This window comes from Methanobrevibacter cuticularis, assembly GCF_001639285.1.
GTDB classification, from domain to species: Archaea; Methanobacteriota; Methanobacteria; order Methanobacteriales; family Methanobacteriaceae; genus Methanobaculum; species Methanobaculum cuticulare.
Genome location: NZ_LWMW01000126.1, coordinates 23,959 through 46,104, shown reverse-complemented (window position 1 = coordinate 46,104; position 22,146 = coordinate 23,959). Strand labels below are relative to the sequence as shown.

The following is a 22,146-nucleotide window of genomic DNA, read 5'->3' as shown; positions in this document are numbered from 1 at the left end:
CAATCAATAAATTTTACATTTTTAAGGTGATTATTGTGAGTAGACGTACTAAAATGATTGAAAAGATTAAGGAGTTAATGTACAAACCTAAGTTTATTAGGAATATAGGAATTGTGGCTCACATCGACCATGGTAAAACTACTTTATCTGATAACCTTTTAGCAGGTGCTGGGATGATATCTTCTGAACTTGCAGGTGATCAAAGATTCCTTGATTTTGATGAGCAAGAACAAGCTAGAGGTATCACTATTGATGCAGCTAATGTTTCTATGGTTCATAAATTTAAAGATAATGAATATTTAATCAATCTTATAGATACACCAGGTCATGTCGATTTTGGTGGAGATGTAACAAGAGCTATGAGAGCTGTTGATGGAGCAGTTGTAGTTGTATGTGCTGTTGAAGGTATTATGCCTCAAACTGAAACTGTTTTAAGACAAGCATTAAAAGAAAATGTTAGACCAGTTCTATTTATTAACAAAGTTGATAGATTAATAAATGAATTGAAACTTGAACCAGAAGAGCTGCAAAACAGATTTTTGAAAGTAATAGCTGAAGCTAATAAACTTATTAGGAGTATGGCTCCTGAAGATAAAAAAGATGAATGGAAAGCAGATGTAGCTGCAGGTAGTGTTGCATTTGGTTCAGCATACCATAATTGGGCTATAAACATTCCAATCATGCAAAAATCAGGAATTAACTTCAAAGACATTATAGATTACTGTAATAATGAAAATCAAAAAGAATTAGCTGAAAAAGTACCAATATCTGAAGTATTACTTGGTATGGTTGTTGAACATTTACCAAGTCCTGATATTTCTCAAGCTTACAGAGTTCCAAGTATTTGGGATGGAGATATTGAGAGTGTTGAAGGACAGACTATGATTAATACTGATCCAGATGGACCTCTTGCAGTTATGGTTACTAATGTATCTGTAGATAAACATGCTGGTGAAATAGCTACTGGTAGAGTTTATGGAGGTACTATTGAAAAAGGTACTGAGGTTTATTTAGTTGGTTCTCATTCAAAGGCGAGAGCACAACAAGTAGGTGTATATTTCGGTCCTGAAAGAGTTAATACAGACAAAGTCCCTGCAGGAAATATTGTAGCTATTACTGGTGCAAGAGGTGCAATAGCTGGGGAAACTATTTGTGATATTGGTAATAAAATAAAAGAATTTGAAGGATTAGAACATATATCTGAACCTGTTGTTACTGTGGCAGTTGAAGCTAAAAATACCAAAGATTTACCAAAATTAATTGAAGTTTTACGTCAAGTAGCTAAAGAAGATCCTACGGTTAGAATAGAAATTAATGAAGAAACTGGAGAACATTTGGTTTCTGGTATGGGGGAACTTCACTTAGAGGTCATTACTTATCGTATCAATGAAAAGGGTGTAGAAATCACTACTTCTGAACCTATTGTTGTTTACAGAGAAACTGTAGCTGGAACTGCTGGGCCAGTAGAAGGTAAATCTCCAAATAAACATAACAGATTCTATATTGAAATTGAACCTTTAGAAGACTCTTTATTCAAAGCTATACAAGATGGAGACATAAAAGAAGGTAAAGTTAAAGGTAAAGAAATGGCCGCTACCTTCATGGAATATGGTTTAGATAAAGAAGAAGCAAGAAGAGTTTGGGATGTTTATGGTAGAAGTATATTCCTTAATATGACTCGTGGTATTCAATACTTAGATGAAGTAAGAGAATTACTCCTTGAAGGATTTGACTCTGCCCTTGATGATGGTCCAATAGCCAGAGAGAAAGTTATGGGATTAAAAATCAAGCTTGTAGATGCGAAACTTCACGAAGATGCAGTTCACAGAGGACCTGCCCAAGTTCTTCCATCAATTAGAAAAGCCGTCTATGGTGCTATAATGCTGGCTAAACCAACATTACTAGAACCTATGCAAAAGGTATTTATTAATGTACCTCAAGATTATATGGGTAGTTCTACTAGAGAAATTCAAAACAGAAGAGGCCAAATTGTTAATATGGAACAAGAAGGAGATATGGTTACCATAGAATCAAAAGTTCCTGTAGCTGAAATGTTTGGTTTTGCAGGAGATATACGGTCTGCTGCTGAAGGTCGATGTTTGTGGTCTACTGAAAATTCTGGTTTTGAAAGATTACCAAATGAATTACAAAAGCAAATTATCAAAGAAATAAGAGAAAGAAAAGGCTTATCTCCAGAACCTTATGGTCCTGATCATTACATAGGCTAATAAATTTTCTTTCCATTTTTCATATTAAAATATATTAATAAATAGAGAAATTAGATTTAAATTATTTAGATAAATAAATCTTGTATTAATATTAAAGATTATCAATAATTACACTAATATTAAAGATTATCAATAAAATAGAGAAATTCAGATTAATTTATTTAGATAAGATAACTCTTGTATAATATTAAATAAAAAATTTAAAAGTTAAAAAATCAAATTAAAAATCATTATATATTTATATGGTTAAGTTCAAATTTAATAAAGTTAAACGATATAATTTAACTGAATTTAAAAATAATGATTTATTATTTTAAAAATAGAGGTTTTTACAATGGCAAAAGCAAAAGAACATATAAATTTAGCGTTTATTGGACACGTTGATCATGGAAAATCCACTCTTGTTGGACACGTTTTGTTACAATCAGGGGCTATTGCTGAACAGCAATTAGATGAAGGTGAAAACAAATTTAGATTCATCATGGATAAACTTGGAGAAGAAAGAGAAAGAGGAGTTACAATTGATTTAGCTCATGCAAAATTCGAAACTCCAAAATATGAATTTACAATTGTGGACTGTCCAGGGCACAGAGATTTTGTTAAAAACATGATTACTGGAGCATCACAAGCAGATGCAGCAGTACTTGTAGTAGCTGCAGATGATGGCGTAATGCCACAAACTAAAGAACATATCTTTTTATCTAGAACTCTAGGTATCAATCAAATTATTATAGCTATTAACAAAATGGATTTAGTTGACTACTCTGAAGACAAATTCAATGAATTAAAAGATGAAGTATCTGGTCTCATTAAATCTGTTGGTTATAATCCTTCTGAAGTTCCTTTCATCCCACTTTCAGCATTTGAAGGAGATAACATTAAAGAAAATAGTTCTAACACTCCATGGTATAAAGGAAAAGCATTAATCCCTGCTTTACAAGATTTTAAAGCTCCTGAAAAACCAACTAAATTACCTTTAAGAGTACCTGTTCAAGATGTTTATTCTATCACTGGTGTAGGAACTGTTCCTGTTGGACGAGTAGAAACTGGACTAATGAAAAAAGGGGAAAATGTTATATTTGAACCAGCTGGATCTTCTGGAGAAGTTAAATCTATAGAAATGCATCATGAAATGTTTGATGAAGCTGAACCTGGAGATAATGTTGGATTCAATGTTAGAGGTGTAGGTAAAAATGATATCAGAAGAGGGGATGTTGCAGGACATACTGACAACGCACCTACTGTAGCTAAAGAATTTGATGCTCAAATTGTTGTTTTACAACACCCTGGTGTTATAACTGTTGGATACACTCCAGTATTCCATTGCCACACTTCTCAAGTTGCATGTACTTTCTTAGAATTAACTAAAAAGTTAAATCCTGCTACTGGTCAAGTTGAAGAAGAAAATCCTGATTTCCTCAAAACTGGTAATGCAGCTATTGTAAAAGTTAAACCAACAAAACCTATGGTAATCGAAAATATTAAAGATATCCCTCATATGGGTAGATTTGCTATTAGGGACATGGGTCAAACTGTTGCTGCGGGTATGTGTATAGGTATTACTCCTGCTAAATAAATAGGATAATAATTAGCTATTAAAATATTAAATAGCTATCTTATTCTTTTTATAGGTTTAAATTAACTTATATTTTTTTTATTTTTTGGAGGATGAAAATGCATCAAGCAAGAATCAAACTTACAGGAACTGACCCAGAGAAACTTAACTTTGTCTGTGATCAGCTTAGAAAAATAGCTGAAAGAACTGGCGTAGATCTTTCGGGTCCAATTCCATTACCAACTAAAAAATTAGTGGTTCCTACAAGAAAATCACCAGATGGTGAAGGAAAAGCTACTTGGGAAAAATGGGAACTCAGAATTCACAAAAGATTAGTTGGAATAGGAGCAGATGAAAGAGCAATGAGACAAGTTATGAAGGTTAATGTTCCAGATAATGTAAGTATTGAAATTGAACTTAAAAGCTAAGTTAGCTATTATTTAATAAATAGCTAATATTATATAGCTATTCTTAGGAAGAGCTATTTTATTTAATTAGCTACTTTTTTTAAATTTATTACAATTTTTACAATTTCTAACTTTTTTATACAAGGAATTAATTTTATAACTTTAAATTGTTTATAATGTTTTAGTATTATATAATACTATTCCTACTTGCCAAGATAGCCTAGCCAGGTAAGGCGCAGGACTTGAGATCCTGTGGAGATTTTCTCCGCCTGGGTTCAAATCCCAGTCTTGGCGTATTTTTAATTTTCAATTGTTTTCATCCATTTCATAAATTTGCCAATCATTTTCTTTAATAAGTATTAACACTTTATTAGAAAATAAGCTATTATTATCTGATTCGATTTTAGTCATATCTACTAAAAACATGATGTTTTAAAATTATTTTCTTTTTATCATATGAATAATAATATTAAACTAATTAATCTTATTAGAAATAAATTTACATGATAATTATTATTTCACGAAATGATTATTATAATTAATTTTTTATTAGAAATAAGATGAGATTTCTTATTTATTAATAAAAAGAATTGTAATGATATTTTTATCACTATTGAATTTGATATTAAGTTTATATAGAATTATTTTAGAAATATTTTCCTTAAAAATAAAATATTAAAGTACTATATCAATGTAATCACTTATTATATCGAAATAATTAAATTTCAAATAAATCTTAATCTATAATATCAAATTAATTTAGTATAAAATTAATTCAACTATTAAATTAAATTATTATAAAATTAATTCAACTATTAAATTATTATAAAATTAATTTAACTATAATGTTAAGTTGTTATAAAATTAAGTCAACTATAAAATTAAATTATTATAAAATTAAGTTAAGTTATAATTTTAACTATTGAATGTATCTAAGTGAGTAAAATTATGTGGGCTGATTTAGGAGAATATATAATCAAGTTATTAGAGGGAAAATCAGATACTTCTCAAAAAGTAGTTGAAATAGGTGTTGGGAAATTATTTGATGTTTCAAATTATTTAAATGAATATAATAATCTTTATAATAACCTTAATTTTATAATGACGGACATAGCTCCTGCAAATGATACGGTTGTATATGATGATATAACTAATCCAAAACTTAATCTATATAAAGATGCTAAAGTGATCTATTCAATACGCCCTCCTTCAGAACTTCAACCTTACTTAGGCAAAATCATTGATAAAACAGGAAGTATTTTAATAATAAAACCTTTGTTTAATGAGGATATAAACATCAATAAAGAAATGAGTCTAGTTAATTATAAAAAAGCTGTTTTCTATGAATATTCTCCTTAATTATAAACTATAATTTGAATTTTTAATTATTTTTAAGTTTTTTAGATAATTCTTTTTCTCTGTTTTTGATTTAAGCTAATTTAAAGACTATAGCTCTTTTTCTATTTAATCATAAAACTGATACTATAAGTTTATATGGCATGCTTTTAAAATCTCAAATAAGGCATTCTCTATTTTTAATAAGATATTTTTTATCTATTCTAACATATTGAATGTTTTTGATATTTTGGGGGTTTAATTAAAAGTATTGAATGTTTTTGATATTTTGGGGGTTTAATTAAAAGTATTAAATATAATTAATATTTGGACTTTAAAATTTATAAAAATTTAATAACTATGAAAATAATATATTCATTACTAGTTTGTTATCATATTTTATTATTTTTATTTTCAAATTAAGTTAACGATTATAATTTAATTCATTAAACAGTCTCACTAAATGTTTTCATGAAGTTATTATGTAAGTTAATATTAATTTAAATTAATAAAATAGCTTAATAAATTAATTATTCAGAGAATAATTGAAATTAATTAAAATTATCAAATCATTTAAATTAATTTTTAATAAAGCAATATAATGGTTTATCCTAATCTAACTAGGGGATTTAATGAGTAATAAGGACAAAATTTTTCAAAGATACGGAACTAGTGAGTCAGGTTTGTCTCATGAGGAAGCTAAATCGAAATTAAGTAAATATGGAAAGAATGAACTTAGGGAAGAGAAGAAAGATCATCCAATTAAATTATTTATCATGCAATTTTTTGATGTACTAATTTTGCTTCTTCTGGTAGCTGCAATAGCTGCATACTTTGTTGGAGATGTGATTGATGCAGTAGTAATATTAATTGTAGTTATTTTAAATGCTACAATTGGATTTATTCAGGAATATCGTGCTGAGAAGGCTATGGAAAAATTGAAAAGTTTGGTTTCAACAAATGCTGTGGTTAAAAGGGATGGTGAATTTGAAAAAATTTCTGGAACTGATCTTACTATTGGGGACATTGTTGTAATAGAAGAAGGAGATAAGATTCCCGCAGATATTCTTTTGATTGAAACTGCAGACCTTAGAATTGATGAATCTTCTTTAACTGGCGAATCTAAACCTGTAACTAAAGAATGTGGGGTTAATAGTAGTCATATTAATTCTAATTCTAATAATTCTAATCGTAATTCTAATAATTCTAGTGATTCTAATTCTAATAATTCTAATAAGAATGACACTGATGAATATTTTGAGAATTTTGATAAAGATTCTCATGATGAAAATATCAGAAAAAAGATTGGATATATGGATTCTAATGTGATTTCTGGACGAGGTATGGGTGTTGTAATAGCTATTGGTATGGAAACTTCTATAGGCAAAATAGCTGAAATGATTCAAGAAAAAGATGTAGACACTCCTTTACAAGAGAAAATAAGTTCTTTGAGTAAGACGTTGGGACTTATAGCTGTTGTGGTTTGTATTTTTGTATTTGGTCTTCAATTATTTAAAGGACATCCATTAGTTGAAACATTCATGACTGCAGTTTCATTGGCAGTGGCTGCTGTTCCAGAAGGTCTACCAGCTATTCTTACTCTTACTTTAGCTTTAGGTATGCAAAAAATGGCTAAATCTAATGCAATTGTCAGGAAGTTATTAGCTGTTGAAACATTAGGTTCTTGTACTGTAGTGTGTACTGATAAAACAGGCACTTTAACTTTAAATAAGATGAGTGTTGTGGATGCAAGAATTAATAATAAGGATAAAGCTTTAGAAATTTCTGCATTGTGTAATAATTCAAGCATAAAAGACAATAAGGCTGTTGGTGATCCAACTGATGTTGCGGTGATGTTATATGGTCAAGATAATGATTATACTAAATTAAAACTTGAAAAAATTTATCCTAGGATTAAAGAAATCCCATTGGATAGTGTTAGGAAAAGAATGACTACTATCCATGAATTAAAAGATGATAGTAATATATTTTCAAATACCAATGAAGTAACAAATAATGGTAATGATACTACACATAGTACTATTAGCAGTACTAGTAGTAGCTCTACTAGTCAAAATCTATATGTTTTTAGTAAAGGTGCTCCTGAAATCATGCTAGGCTTGTGTAAATACATTGATAATGATGGAACTATTGAAATTATAAATGATGAAATCAAGGAAACCATAAGTAAAAATATTCATGAAATGACAAATTCTGCACTCAGAGTACTTGCTCTAGCATACAAAAAAATGGAGAGGGATTCTAGTATAGAAGATCCTCAAAATGTAGAAAAGGATTTAATATTTGTTGGACTTGTGGGAATGATGGATCCTCCAAGGGAAGAAGCAAAAGAAGCTGTTTCATCTTGTAAAACTGCAGGAATAAATGTGGTAATGATAACAGGCGATCATAAATCTACTGCTGCAGCTATTGGAAGAAAAATTGGAATATTAGATCAAGGAAAAGTATTAATTGGTAGTGAACTTGAAGAATTAAGTGATGAAGAATTTTCAGCTATTGTAGAAGATGTTCAGGTTTATGCGAGGGTTTATCCAGAACAAAAAGTTAGAATAGTTGAAGCTCTTCAAAATCATGATAATGTTGTTTCAATGACAGGTGATGGAGTAAACGATGCCCCTGCCCTTAAAAAAGCTTCAATTGGTGTAGCTATGGGTAGTGGAACAGATGTTTCTAAGGAATCTGCAGATATGGTTATACAAGATGACAATTTCGCTACAATAATAGGTGCAATTGAAGAAGGAAGGAAAATTTTTGACAATATAAAAAGATTTGTCAAATTCCAAGTTTCTACCAATGTTGGAGCTATTTTAACAATAGTTGCAGCCTCTATTTTAAGTTTACCAATTCCATTTAATCCAATACAAATTCTTTGGATAAATATTATTATGGATGGTCCGCCTGCTCAATCTTTAGGTATGGAAGGGGCAGAAAAAGATATAATGGGAAGAAATCCTGAAAAAGGAAATATTTTAACTAAAATTACCTTGATTAGGATATTTGTTGCAGGAGTTGTGATGGCAGTTGGAACTTTATTGCTTTATTTCTATGAATTAAATGTTAATAAAGAATTAGCTAATGGTAGTACAATAGCTATGACTGTAGCTTTCACAGTGTTTGTTATGTTTCAGATATTCAATGCAATAAATAATAGGGCTAACTCTAAAGATAAAAATAACTTCTTTTGGGTGGCTATTGCTGCTTCATTCTTATTGCAACTCTTGGTTATTTACCTTCCATATTTACAAGGAATATTTAGAACTACTGGTCTGGAATGGTTTCATTGGATTTTGATTTTAATCGTATCTGGAACTATTTTAGTTTCTGAAAGAATTTTAGATAGAATTTTGATTAAATAGGGAAAGATAGTGAATTTTTTGAATAAACTAACAAAATGGTGGATTTATGGATGAAAAATCTAAAAATAGATCAAGAATATTTTTAATGGGTGGAACTAAGGATTCCATTAACATAATCAAACTTTTAAAGGAAGGATTTGATAATGAAAATTCACCAGAGAACTCATCAGAAAATTCATTAGAGAACTCATCAGAAAATTCATCAGAGAATTCGCCATATATTTTAGCTACTACAACCACTGATTATGGTGGAAAAATAGCTAAAGATGCTGGTGCAGATGAAGTAATAGATAAACCATTATTAAAAGAAGAAATTTTGGATATTCTGGACAATAATCCTAATAAGAGTGATAATGGCCATAATAATAATAGTAATAATAATTCTAATAATAATAATAACAATAATTTCGATGTATTTATTGATGCTACTCATCCTTATGCTAGTAATGTTACAAAAACAGCTATTGAAGCTTCAAAATTAAGTAATATTCCTTATATCCGCTTTGAAAGACCGAGTTTGGAATATAGAAACAATGGTACTATTTATCATGTTGATTCTTTTGAAGAAGCAGGAAAGTTAATAGCTAAGAAATGGAAAAATGGCAATATCCTTCATTTAGCAGGAGTAAACACAATCAGGGATGTTTTAAAATCAGTGAATATTGATAATTTATATGTTAGAGTGCTTCCAGTTGAGTCATCTATTTTAAAATGTAATGAATTGGGAATATTTGGTGAACATATAATAGCTATGCAAGGAATATTTTCAAAAGAATTTAATAAATCTCTAATGAAAGAACTTAAAGCAGAAGTTATTATCACCAAAGAAAGTGGAAATGTTGGTGGTGTTCCAGCTAAACTAGAAGCTGCAAATGATCTAAAAATAGCTATTATCATTATTGATAGGCCTAAAATAGATAATTTAAAAGATGAAACTGTTGTACAAGATTTAGAAAGTTTGAAAAATAAGTTAAATTCATTGATTGGATAATATTTTTTTATATGGCACACTAATTCAATATTAATTATTGAATAATTGGGTTATTTTAATGACCCATTCCTTCCTGCACCAATAAATATTGTATAAGTTAAATAAAATTAAAAAATAACATCTAGAAATCTAGATGCTATTTTATGGTTTATTAAAAACCGCCTCTCAATCCGTTTATTACACAGCAATTAAAAATTTAAAATATCAAATTTCCAATTGTTGAATATATTATATTTTTAATTATTAATTTTACTATGTAATTAACTTCAATTTTCTATTAATGAGCATACTATATAAAGATTACTATTTAATTCTTTAAAAAACCTTTGTTTAGACCTTGTTTTAAGAAATAAAAGATACACAAAAGGAATTGAAACACCTCTATTCAAAGCTCTAAGATTAATATCTTATTTTGGTATATGATACTTAAAAATAGCTTATTTTATAAAAATACAAGTGATTGAAACTTTTTTTAAAATCATATATGATTTTAAACATGATTAAAATATTAATCATCTAATAAAAAAAATAACTAAGGAATTAAAAATGATTAAAACTAACAATAAACTGAAATATCTCTTATTTTTTTAATTAGGGGAAAGAAAAACTTTTTTTAGAAAAATCATTATTCTTATTATTTTTCAGTAATATCTGCTATAATTTAAGTATCTCTAGTTTTTGCATTATTTTAATGTCATATTTAAATACATAGTAACTATAAGTAGTATAATATCCATGAATCACAATTCTGCTTAAAAAAGTAACTTTAATACTAACATATTACTAATATATAATCTCGATGAATATTTATAATATAAGCGATTCTTTTAAATGGTTAATGTTTTAAACAGTTATTATTAATTATTTTCATGATATAATAAAAACTATAAATATTATCCTTAATTTAATAGCTCCTATTAAATAAAAATAATTACTATTGGCAATCATAAAAAATTATAATTATTATAAATTTCTAATTTAAAGTATAATAATAATTTAAATATAACAATTAATTTATAATAATAGTTTAGATTATTTTTATTATAAATTTCTAATTTAAAGTATAATAATAATTTAAATATAACAATTAATTTATAATAATAGTTTAGATTATTTTTATTATAAATTTCTAATTTAAAGTATATATTAATAGTTTAGATTATTTTTATTATAAATTTCTAATTTAAAGTATATATTAATAGTTTAGATTATGATTAGTTCATAATAATTACTTTAGAATAATTCGATCATAATATATTAAATTTAAAAATCTATTTTTATTTAAATTCAATAGGATATGGGGAAAATTAGGTAGTCAGATGATAATAAGAGAATTCAGGCCTTTTGATTTGAGAAGAGTTCATGAAATTGAAAAAATGTCTTTTTCTGAACCATATGAAATTGAAATACTTAAACAACTTTTTGATATGGGATCAGGGTTTTTAGTAGCTCAACAAAAGAATTTAATAGTGGGATATATTATATTTTGGGCTATTGAAGAAGATCAAGGTCATATAATTTCTTTAGCTGTTGATCCAAAGTATAAAAGATTAAAAGTCGGATCTCAGCTTTTAAAAACTACTATAGACATTTTTAAAAATTTCAATATATTCAAAATAAGTTTAGAAGTTAAGTCTCAAAACAAAGAAGCCATAACTTTTTATAAATCTTTAGGATTTAAATGCAGAGAAAAAATTTCAAATTATTATGAAGATGGATCTGATGCTTACAAGTTATATTTAAACCTTTTATAAGGGGAGTGAATTCAGTATATAATAAATTTAATTATATTAATTCTATTTTTCTATCAACCTTGTCTATTCTTCTTTTTTATCAATATTGATTATTTTAATATTCTTATCCCTATATTTTCATAATTTTTTCATAATCTTTTGAAATTTTATATTTTAAAATATTTCAATAACAGAGACTATCAAAAACTTGAGGGTTTTTAAAAATTATAGAATTTTTCAAAAATATGATTTTTATTAAAATATGAATTGCACTGTTTTAAATCACAAATAACTACAAAATAAATCCTTTTAGCATTTAACTGCTTTAAATCACAAATAACTACAAAATAAATCCTTTTAGCATTATTATAAATTTCCAAATTTATATTAAAAATATCTCAACCCTCAAGTTTTTGACAGTCACCAATAACAAAAGTATTTTAATTAAATTAACTAAAATAAAAGAAGAGATAAATAATGAATAGTTAATGAAATTTTTATATTAAGATACTTTAATAATAACATAATAAAAAAAAATGATTTAAATTCATAATCAGTTTCAAATATGGTGATTTAATGGAAAATGAAGCCAAAATAGCTTTGGAAGATGGAACTATAATTAAGGGAGAAGGATTTGGCCATGAAACAACAGCTACTGGGGAAGTAGTATTTTCAACTGGAATGACTGGATATGTGGAAGCACTGACTGATCCTTCATTTAAAGGTCAAATTTTAATGTCAACTTACCCACTTCAAGGAAACTATGGGGTAGATGAAGAATGGTATCAGTCTAGTAAGATTCAAACGGAAGGGTTTATTGTTAGAGAAGTTTGTAAACAACCTTCTGCTTTTTCATCTCAAAAAACATTAGATGAATTTTTAAGAGAGTTTAAAATTCCTGGTATTAGTGGAATCGATACAAGGGATTTAACTATAAAAATTAGAGAAAAAGGAGCAATGAAATGTGCAATGGCTACTGAAGAAATTGATGATAGTGAATTACAAGCTATGGCTAGAAATCAGCTTAGTATTGTAGATATGGATTTAGTTCCTCAAGTTTCAACCAAAGAAACAGTTGTTTTTGGAGAAAATTTTAAAAGAAGAGTAGCTATTATTGACTGTGGTGTGAAAAAAAATATCATTAATGGATTTTTAAAGAGAAATATTGGTGTAGCTCTTTTTCCCTATGATACTGATTATAAAAATATTTTAGATTGTGATGTTGATGGCTTGATGATTTCTTGTGGTCCTGGAAATCCATCTAGGGTTACAGAAACAATAGATACTATGAAAAAAATTTCAGATAAACTTCCTATTTTTGGAATATGTATGGGTCAGCAAATTATAGCTAAATCTTTTGGGGCTAAAATTTATAAAATGAAATTTGGTCACAGGGGAGCTAATCAACCAGTTAAAGACTTGGCTTCTGGTAAGGTTTTTATAACTTCACAAAATCATGGATTCACTGTAGATGCAGACTCATTAAAAGACATTCCTTTAGAATTAACTCAAATCAATCTTAATGATGGTACTCCTGAAGGATTTTCCCATGAAGAATTACCTCTTCAATGTGTCCAGTACCATCCTGAAGCAGGACCTGGTCCAAATGATACAAGTTTTGTATTTGATAGATTTAAACAGATGATGGATGATTATTAATAATGGAATCATTTTTATATTGAATAAGTTTAAGTGATTATGGATATTATTGTTTGTGGATGATTATTAATGATGGAATCATTTTTATATTGAATAAGTTTAAGTGATTATGGATATTATTGTTTGTGGATGATTATTAAAGATTATTATTACTAATAAATAAATGGGGATTATAGATGCCAATTGATCATGATATTAAAAAAGTACTCATAATCGGTTCAGGGCCGATTCAAATAGGACAAGCTGCTGAATTTGATTATTCGGGATCTCAAGCTTGTAAGTCTATTATGGAAGAAGGGATTGAAACTGTACTAATAAATAGTAATCCTGCTACAATTCAAACAGACATGGACATGGCAGATAAAGTTTATGTAGAACCTTTAACTCCAGAAATAGTAGCTAAAATAATCAAAAAAGAAAAAGTAGATGCAATTCTTCCCACTATGGGGGGGCAAACTGGTCTTAATATAGCTACTAGGTTAGGTGAAACAGGAGTTCTTGATAAAATAAAAGTATTAGGATCTTCTGTTTCCACAATTGCTAATGTAGAAGATAGGGAATTATTTGCTAATTTCATGGATAAACTTAATGAACCTATTCCCGAAGCTAAGGCTGTAGAATCCATTGAAGATGCTTTAAAAGCTGTTGAAGAGATAGGATATCCTGTAATTGTGAGACCTGCTTTTACTTTAGGGGGTACTGGTGGAGGTGTAGCTCATAATAAAGAAGAATTGATTGAAATTGCTTCTCATGGTATAGATATGAGTTTTATTAATCAAGTTCTTATTGATGAATCTGTTATTGGTTGGAAAGAATTTGAATATGAGGTTATGAGAGATAAAAATGATACTTGTATTATCTTATGTAGTATGGAAAATATAGATCCTATGGGAATACATACTGGTGAAAGTATAGTGGTTGCTCCTGCTCAAAACTTAAATGATATTGAAGCTCAACAACTTAGAGATGCCTCCATTAAAATCATAAGGGCTCTTGGAATTGAAGGTGGATGTAACATCCAATTTGCTGTCAATCCAAATACTGGAGAATATAAAGTCATTGAAGTAAATCCAAGAGTAAGTCGAAGTAGTGCATTAGCTTCAAAAGCTACAGGATATCCAATTGCTAAAATATCATCTAAAATAGCTATTGGAATGACACTTGATGAGATTCAAAATGACATAACAAAAGAAACACCTGCTTCTTTTGAACCAACAATTGATTATGTGGTTTCTAAAATTCCAAGATGGCCATTTGATAAGTTTAAAGGCATCAACAGAAAGATTGGTGTTCAAATGAAATCTACGGGGGAAGTTATGTCTATTGGAAGAACCATAGAAGAAGCTTTACACAAATCTATTCGTTCACTTGATATTGGATATGAAGGTTTTCAAGAAGTTGATTTTACTAAAGATGATTTAGAAAATCCTACTGATGAGAGATTGTTTCAAATTTATAGTGCCTTGAAGATGGGAATGTCTGTAGCAAAACTTCAAAAAATTACTAGCATTGATTCTTTTTTTATTAATAAAATAAAAAACATTGTTGATTTTGAAGAAAGAATTAAGAATGAATCTCTTCATGATAAAAAATTCTTTTTAGAAGCTAAAAAAATGGGGTTTTCTGACTATACCTTAGCTGAAATAACAGGCATGGATATTACAAATATTAAAAAATTAGCAAATGACCATGATGTTAAACCCTCTTATAAAATGGTTGATACATGTGCTGCTGAATTTGAAGCTAAAACTCCTTATTATTATAGCAGCTATGATGAAGGAGATGAACTTAAAGTTTCGAATAATCAAAAGATTGTGATTTTAGGTGCAGGACCGATTAGAATTGGACAAGGAATTGAATTTGATTATTGTTGCGTTCATTCAAGTTTAGCTTTAAAGGATGAGGGTATTGAAACAATAATAATCAATAATAATCCAGAAACTGTAAGTACTGATTATGATATTTCAGATAAGCTATTTTTCGAACCATTAACCTTTGAAGATGTTATGGGAATAATCGAAAAAGAAAAACCTGAAGGGGTCGTAGTTCAATTTGGTGGACAAACTTCTATTAACTTAGCTGTTCCTCTAGCAAAGGCAGGTATTAAAATACTTGGAACTCCTTACGAAAGTATTGATAGGGTAGAAGATAGGGAGAGATTTACAGAAGTATTGAACAAATTAAACATTCCTCAAGCTCCTTATGGTTTGGCTAAATCCTTTGATGATGCAAGAATAGCAGCTAAAAGAATCGGATTCCCGGTTCTAGTTAGGCCTTCATATGTAATAGGTGGGAGAGCTATGGAAATTGTCTATGATGATTATGAGCTTAAAGAATATATGGAAGAGGCAGTGAAGGTTTCTCCAGAACACCCTATTTTAGTGGATAAGTTTTTAGAAGATGCTGTTGAAGTTGATGTAGATATTCTTTGTGATGGTGAAGATGTTTTCATAGGAGGAATAATGGAGCATATTGAAGAAGCTGGGGTTCACTCTGGAGATTCTGCCTGCGTAATACCTCCTCAAACTATTCCAGAAAATCTTCTTGATGTTATTAGGGATTATTCTCATAAATTAGCTATTGAACTTGATGTAATAGGCCTTATGAATATTCAATATGCTGTAAAGCTTGATGAGGGAGATTCAGGGAAGGTTTACATAATTGAAGCTAACCCTAGAGCAAGTCGTACTATTCCATTTGTTAGTAAAGCTATTGGAGTACCACTTGCTAAGATAGCCTCTTTACTCATCATTGGAAAAAAATTAAAAGATCTCAATTTAACTGAAGAGATCAAATTAAATCATGTGGCGGTAAAAGAATCAGTTTTTCCGTTTCTCAAACTTCCAGAGGCCGATACTATTTTAGGTCCAGAAATGAAATCAACTGGAGAAAGTATGGGTATAGATGAAAACTTTGGACTAGCTTTTTATAAGTCTCAGTTATCTGCAAATATGGATTTACCAAAGAAAGGAACTATTTTCATAAGTGTTAAAAAATCTGATAGACCAAAAGTAAAAGAAATAGTTGAAAAAGCAATTGATTTAGGTTTCAAAGTAGTAGCTACTCCAGGAACTGCAAAATCAATTACTAGTGAGAATGTCACTGAAATAAGTAAAATTAGTCAAAATTCTCCTAATGTTAGTGATGCAATTTTAAATAAAGAGATAGATATGATAATCAACACCCCATCTGGAAAATTATCAGCATCTGATGGTTATAAGATTAGGCGATTAGCTATTGAACTTGGAATCCCTTATGTTACCACACTAGCTGGGGCTAAAGCTGCTTTGAATGCTATTGAAGCTATTAAATGCAGTGAATTAAAAGTTAAATCATTAAATGAATACATTGAAGAAAATAATTAATTTAAATTTGATAAATATCTAATATTTAACTAATTAATAAAAATTAATTATTTACTCTTTTATTTAATTAGTATTACTTTCATTAATTTTTTTAATATTTTTAACAGTCTTAATGTTTTTATTAGTAGTCCTCAAAATATTTTTTAGTATCATCCTTATCCTTATTATTATCTTTATCCTTATTATTATTATCATCATTATTATCTTTATCCTTATCATTATCATCATTATTATCTTAATATTTATTGATAATTTGTTTTATTTATTTGTACGCTGTTTCCATGATTTAGCATTGATTTTTCTTTTTATTTTTAATTATTATTAAAATATTTTTAATTTTTTCTTTTTGAATTGATTTGGATGTTAAATAATTTTTAATTTAAAAATTTAATGTGTTTCATAATTATCATTTTTATTAACAAATTTTTTCATAATTATTAAGTTAATGTGTAATTATTTTCATATTTGAAAAAACCTCATTTTTTTATTTAAACATGATAATATGCAAGGATATTAATTATTTTTTGTAAATTTTTTTTTCGGAAAAGAATCGATATGTTTATATGTTCATATTGATAATTATATATTATTAAAAAGGTGATATGATGACAGTAAAAATTAACTATGAAAAGTGTGGAAATATATCAAATTGTCCTGGTGAAGGATTATGTATTAAATTATGTGAACAAGGAGCTTTAATAGATGAAGGTGGAAATCTAAAAGTTGTAGATGAAAATTGTGATGATTGTGATCTTTGCATTGCAAATTGTCCTAATCAGGCTATTTCAAAAGGATAAGTGATAAAATGACTTCTGTGCTCCGTGAAGGAAAAGAAACAAGAAAAATAACTCATACTAATGATGAGTGTGTGGGATGTGGAATTTGTTCTGATATTTGTCCTACATCTGCTTTAAATCTTGGACCAATTTTGCCTATTGCTAGGGGAATATTGGAAATGGACTATATCAATATGAATCATGATAAATGTGTTTTGTGTGGGTTATGCTCATTTGCATGTCCATTTGATGCAATAGACTTTGAAATCAATGGTGAAAATGCTAAAAAAATCGAAAACTATCCAAAATGGAACTGTGGTACAGAAATAACTAAAGATGATTGCATATATTGTGGAAAATGTGAAATATACTGCCCAAGAGATGCAATAGCTATGAAAAGAAATCTACCAAATGTAGAAGATCTTGTTATGGGGGAAACAAGAACCGAAGTGGATAAATGTATCAACTGTCGTATTTGTGTAGAGATGTGTCCAGCTGAAGCAATAACTATTAAAACTGAAAGTGAAAAAACAACTAAAAAGTTTACTGCTAAAGATATTGAAATAGATAAATCCAAATGTATGTATTGCAAAATTTGCCAGAAAGTTTGTCCAGAAGATGCAATAAAAATAATCTGTACTTCTTGTATGGACATTGAACAAATACCTGAAGTTACTATTGACGGAGCTCTTGTATTAGACGAAGAAATTTGTGTCAACTGTGGCTGGTGTGAAAAAATATGTCCTACAGAGGCAGCACATACTAAAAAACCATTTGAAGGTGAAGTAATTTTAAATGAAAATGAGGAAGAGGATTTAATTTGCAAAGGAGATTCTTGCCATGCTTGTCAAGATGTCTGTCCATGTAATGCAATCACAATAGTAGATAATAAAAGTTTTGTTAATCAGGAAGTTTGTGTACTATGTGGGGCATGTGCGAAAGCCTGTCCTCAAAAGATTTTAAACGTTAATAGAACCGTAATGAATTTGGATAATATAAAATCAGCTTCTTGGCAGAAGATTTTAGGAAGTATAATTGATTAAATTGAGATAAATAATTTTTAAAAAGATTTTTTTTTTTTAAGGTCGGAGGGTCGGCCAAAAATAGCTTTTTTCAAAAAAAAGTTTCTTCTTTTACTAAACAAAGGATTTTCCTAAGATTTTGACAAGCCGATATGGAATTTTGGCCGACCCTCTTTTTTTTTAAAAAATGAATTAAAGAGTATTTATTTAGAGAGTATTTATTTAGAAATGATTTTAGATTGTTTATTTCATAAAAATATTTAAAAAAGAATATAAAGTAGAGAATATTTATTCTCTAGTCAACAGGTTTTAAAAAACTTACTTTTAATCTTTTTTGCAGGTTAAACATAATACTGTAGTCAATAACATTATTAAAATAGATATTATCGGATTCCCTGTAGATTTCATACTAGCTTTTGGAGAATTTAGGTCTTTGATATTACTCTTGTTGATATTTTCTGAAGAATTCTGATTATCATTGTTTTTAGTAGTTTTAACAATAACTAAACTATTTTTGCTTTCTTTTGCTAGATATTTTGATTCTTCAGTGAATTTTGCAGATAAAACAAATGTACCTGTTTTAGTAGCAATGTAAGATAAAGTTGCAATGCCTTCATCATTTGTTTTTGAAAATCCAATTAACTTTCCATTTAGATAAAAATAGACAGTTTTATCTTTAAGAGGCTTCCCATTTTCATCAACTAGTTTAGCTTTTAGCTTAAGAACTTCACCTATTTTCCCTTCGGTTTTGTAAACTTCTAATTTAGGATTTTGTTCAGCTATAGTTATATTACTACTAGCATTGGAGGTAGCATAATCACTATCTTCATTAAATTTAACAAGAAAATTAAATATCCCTGATTTAGTAGGAGTATAGTAATATTTAGCTATTCCATTTTCATTAGTTTTATTGGTTCCAATAAGGAGACCATTTATCCAAAATTCCACAGTTTTATTAGCTATGCTCCCTCCAGTTCCGTTTGTCAGATTTGCAACTAATTCTATAGGCTTATCAACTTTACCATTAATATCTTCAGTATCTATCTTAGATATCATGTAATTTATTTCTAAGAGTATATATTCATTGTCAGTAAATACTTGAACTGAATAATAAGTATTAAAGTTATCAAGTGGCAATCCCCATCTAGTTCCAGTTCCCCAACTTATTGAAAATGTTTGAATGTTTCTGTTGAATGTGTTTCCAAATGGACATAGGACAGTAACATTGAATGGAGCTAATTTCAAAGGATCGTTATTAATAGGCCTATTTGTAGATAGATTATAAGCTAAATAGATACCTGGATCGTTAGTAAAATTTTTAGATGCAGTAGCAAGGTATTTATCATTGTTTAAAGTTATTTGTAAAACATACCAATAATCTTTAATAAAGTTTTGACCGTTATTTCTAATTTGTGAAGAGCTTGGATTATTAACACCCCACCAATTTAAATTAGCATCAGTATTATTTCCGTAGTTATCTAAATCATAACCATTTGCAGTATTATTTAAAATTCTATTGTAATTTACAATAGTTCCGTTAGAATTACTATTTATATATATTCCATTTAAGTTATTTAGGATGTTAGAGCTTAAAATAGAATTATTTGAACCAGAAATCCAAATAGCTTGACTATTGTTGGTGAAATTAGACCAACTTATATTGGAGTTAGAGGTACTATAAATAGCTCCACCATTAGTTGCAATATTGTTTATGAATATAGAGTTAATAACGGATATATGTCCTTTATTGTTGATAGCTCCTCCGTCGGCATCAGCTTTGTTGTTACTAAATATGGAATTGCTTATTGTAACATTTCCCTGATTATTGTAAATAGCACCTCCATTTGCACTATTTCCATTTTTAAAGGTTATATTTTCAAAGGTAACATTAGAATTAGGTGATATGTTAAATAAATATCCCAGACTTCTACCATCAATTATTACCTTATCTGGGCTAGAGTTACCAACTATTCTAAGGTTACCATTGAGTGTTATGTTGTTATTAATATCTTCATCTGTGTTATAGGTTCCTTCTAATAGGATTATTGTATTTTCTAAATCAGTTGAAGGATTAATAGCATTTATAGCATCATTAATTGAATGGTTATCCGCTGAAGTAGTTGTATTAGGAGATACAGTTATTGTCGCAGCCGAAACATTTGAAATAATTATAGAAAACACTGCTAAAATAAAAATGATAGTTGATACCATACATAAAATTTTAGAGATACCTTTTTTAGAATATACTTCTTTCATACTTGAATTTTTTATTAATTGATTCATATTATTCATCTTCTATGAAATATTTTAATTATTTTTAATTATTATGAATTTTTATTTAATATTAAGAGCTTGTAGGAGGAATCATTATTAATTTTCCTGTATCAGGATCTTTATAGACTGTTCCCATGTTTTCCATACCTGCGTCGCTTCCAGAATCGACATCTGCAGTTCCATTATATTCTTCTCCAGTTTCAACAGCTACTGTGTTTTTTATTGCTTCTGCTAATTTGCTTCTTTCTTCAGGTGAAGAATCATTAAAAATTACACTTTGCATGTTCATGGACATAACTGCGAATATCAAAAAACCAACAGCTAAGACTAACATAGCATCAGTTAAATTAGCCATTCCAGAAAGTGGATCTTCATCTCCGCTGGTTTTGCCTAAAATTTTTCTTTTTCTTATAGACATCATGTTTCTCCATTTTTTATTTTTCTTATTAGATTATTATAGCTCTCCATTTTTTCTTTTTTTATTAGATTATTATATCTCTCCATTTTTTATTTTTCTTATTAAAGTATCATAGCTCTCCTTTTTTTCTCATGACAATCAATATTTTCTTATTGTTCTAATTTGTTGTCATTTCTAATTTTTTGGATTATAATTTTTCATTATCTATAATCATTTTTAAGCTTTTTTTTCAAGAATTTCTAAAGTTGAACTTATTAATACTTCAAAATTAGATAGGTCTTCTTCATACCATCTTTTTCTAACTCTAGAAATTATGTAGGCCACAGCAGCTGCAGCTAACCCTGTGACAGTTGTATCAAAAGCTACTATAATAGCTTGAGCTAATAATTCTATATTTCCTGCCCCAAGAGATGCAAGTCCAGGCCCCATTGGAATCAATGTCCCCATAAGCCCAACAGTTGGACCAATTCGCACTATTATGTCTGTTTTTTCAACAGACTTTTCCATTTTTAATTCTTCTTCTTCTATTATTTTAGCTGCAAAAGCTTTTCTAGTTTCAATTCCAAAATCATGATTTTCAATGATTTTCAAAATAGCTATTTTGTAACTTTCTCCAATATCAGAATTATTGATTGTATCTTCCATTTCATGATAGGTATTTGTGGTATTGATTGATTTTATCAATGATTCGATCTCATTTAATTTAAGTTTTTTACGAGATTTATATTCTGATATAATCCCCCCCACACTGACTAGGGTAAATATCACGAATATTAAAAGTAGTATTATTACTGGTATCAATAAAGTTTGAGATATTGCATGCAACAAACTAGTTAGTATCTCACTTCCTAAGATTTCCATTTGATCACACTCTGAAATAATCCATTTTGGTTTTGTTATTTATTCTTTTTTTTTGATTTGATAATTTATGTGGTATCATGAATTTAAATAAGGTTTATGTAAATTGTAAATAAGGTTTAAAGTGAATTCTAAATAAGGTTTATGT

Annotated in this window: 14 protein-coding genes and 1 tRNA gene; 12 read left to right on the top strand and 3 right to left on the bottom strand. The window is 28.4% G+C overall.

Features of this window, described 5'->3' with window-relative positions; genetic code table 11:
- Positions 1-35 precede the first annotated feature (35 nt).
- The 12 genes from MBCUT_RS08220 to fwdF all read left to right on the top strand — a co-directional run bounded on the left by MBCUT_RS08220 (position 36) and on the right by fwdF (position 18,469).
- Positions 36-2,228, top strand: coding sequence for an elongation factor EF-2 (locus MBCUT_RS08220; protein ID WP_067260206.1), 2,193 nt, complete (start codon positions 36-38; stop codon positions 2,226-2,228).
- Between the two features lie 334 nt (positions 2,229-2,562).
- A complete protein-coding gene (gene tuf, locus MBCUT_RS08215) occupies positions 2,563-3,804 on the top strand; it encodes a translation elongation factor EF-1 subunit alpha (protein WP_067260205.1) in 1,242 nt (413 codons plus the stop codon).
- A 98-nt stretch (positions 3,805-3,902) separates the two neighbouring features.
- Complete coding sequence (rpsJ, locus tag MBCUT_RS08210) at positions 3,903-4,211, top strand: 30S ribosomal protein S10 (protein WP_067260204.1); 309 nt, start codon at positions 3,903-3,905, stop codon at positions 4,209-4,211.
- 188 nt (positions 4,212-4,399) lie between these two features.
- A tRNA-Ser gene (locus MBCUT_RS08205) sits at positions 4,400-4,484 on the top strand.
- A 654-nt stretch (positions 4,485-5,138) separates the two neighbouring features.
- On the top strand, positions 5,139-5,549 hold the full coding sequence (locus tag MBCUT_RS08200) for a UPF0146 family protein (RefSeq protein ID WP_067260203.1): 411 nt from the start codon (positions 5,139-5,141) through the stop codon (positions 5,547-5,549).
- A 608-nt stretch (positions 5,550-6,157) separates the two neighbouring features.
- Positions 6,158-8,902 (top strand): cation-translocating P-type ATPase, encoded by a 2,745-nt coding sequence (locus MBCUT_RS08195; protein ID WP_067260202.1) that lies wholly within the window; start codon positions 6,158-6,160, stop codon positions 8,900-8,902.
- Between the two features lie 46 nt (positions 8,903-8,948).
- Positions 8,949-9,893 carry a precorrin-6A reductase gene (gene cobK, locus MBCUT_RS08190; RefSeq protein ID WP_067260201.1) on the top strand — a complete coding sequence of 315 codons (945 nt, stop codon included), beginning with the start codon at positions 8,949-8,951 and terminating at the stop codon, positions 9,891-9,893.
- A 1,319-nt stretch (positions 9,894-11,212) separates the two neighbouring features.
- Positions 11,213-11,647 (top strand): ribosomal protein S18-alanine N-acetyltransferase, encoded by a 435-nt coding sequence (rimI, locus tag MBCUT_RS08185; protein ID WP_067260200.1) that lies wholly within the window; start codon positions 11,213-11,215, stop codon positions 11,645-11,647.
- A 555-nt stretch (positions 11,648-12,202) separates the two neighbouring features.
- Positions 12,203-13,285: a glutamine-hydrolyzing carbamoyl-phosphate synthase small subunit gene (gene carA / locus MBCUT_RS08180; protein ID WP_067260199.1), complete on the top strand. Its 1,083-nt coding sequence runs from the start codon at positions 12,203-12,205 to the stop codon at positions 13,283-13,285.
- A 176-nt stretch (positions 13,286-13,461) separates the two neighbouring features.
- On the top strand, positions 13,462-16,650 hold the full coding sequence (gene carB, locus MBCUT_RS08175; protein ID WP_067260198.1) for a carbamoyl-phosphate synthase large subunit: 3,189 nt from the start codon (positions 13,462-13,464) through the stop codon (positions 16,648-16,650).
- Positions 16,651-17,255: 605 nt separating this feature from the next.
- Complete coding sequence (locus tag MBCUT_RS08170; protein ID WP_067260197.1) at positions 17,256-17,447, top strand: ATP-binding protein; 192 nt, start codon at positions 17,256-17,258, stop codon at positions 17,445-17,447.
- 8 nt (positions 17,448-17,455) lie between these two features.
- Positions 17,456-18,469 (top strand): tungsten-dependent formylmethanofuran dehydrogenase subunit FwdF, encoded by a 1,014-nt coding sequence (gene fwdF, locus MBCUT_RS08165; protein ID WP_067260196.1) that lies wholly within the window; start codon positions 17,456-17,458, stop codon positions 18,467-18,469.
- Positions 18,470-18,772: 303 nt separating this feature from the next.
- Here fwdF and MBCUT_RS08160 read toward each other — a convergent pair whose 3' ends face one another.
- The 3 genes from MBCUT_RS08160 to MBCUT_RS08150 all read right to left on the bottom strand — a co-directional run bounded on the left by MBCUT_RS08160 (position 18,773) and on the right by MBCUT_RS08150 (position 22,001).
- The gene (locus MBCUT_RS08160; protein ID WP_067260195.1) at positions 18,773-20,731 is read right to left on the bottom strand and encodes a right-handed parallel beta-helix repeat-containing protein; all 1,959 of its coding nucleotides are present in this window, start codon (positions 20,729-20,731) and stop codon (positions 18,773-18,775) included.
- Positions 20,732-20,792: 61 nt separating this feature from the next.
- Entirely contained in the window at positions 20,793-21,140 is a 348-nt protein-coding gene (locus MBCUT_RS08155) for a DUF2149 domain-containing protein (RefSeq protein WP_084270771.1), read from the bottom strand.
- Between the two features lie 216 nt (positions 21,141-21,356).
- Complete coding sequence (locus MBCUT_RS08150; RefSeq protein WP_067260193.1) at positions 21,357-22,001, bottom strand: MotA/TolQ/ExbB proton channel family protein; 645 nt, start codon at positions 21,999-22,001, stop codon at positions 21,357-21,359.
- Between the last annotated feature and the right edge of the window lie 145 nt (positions 22,002-22,146).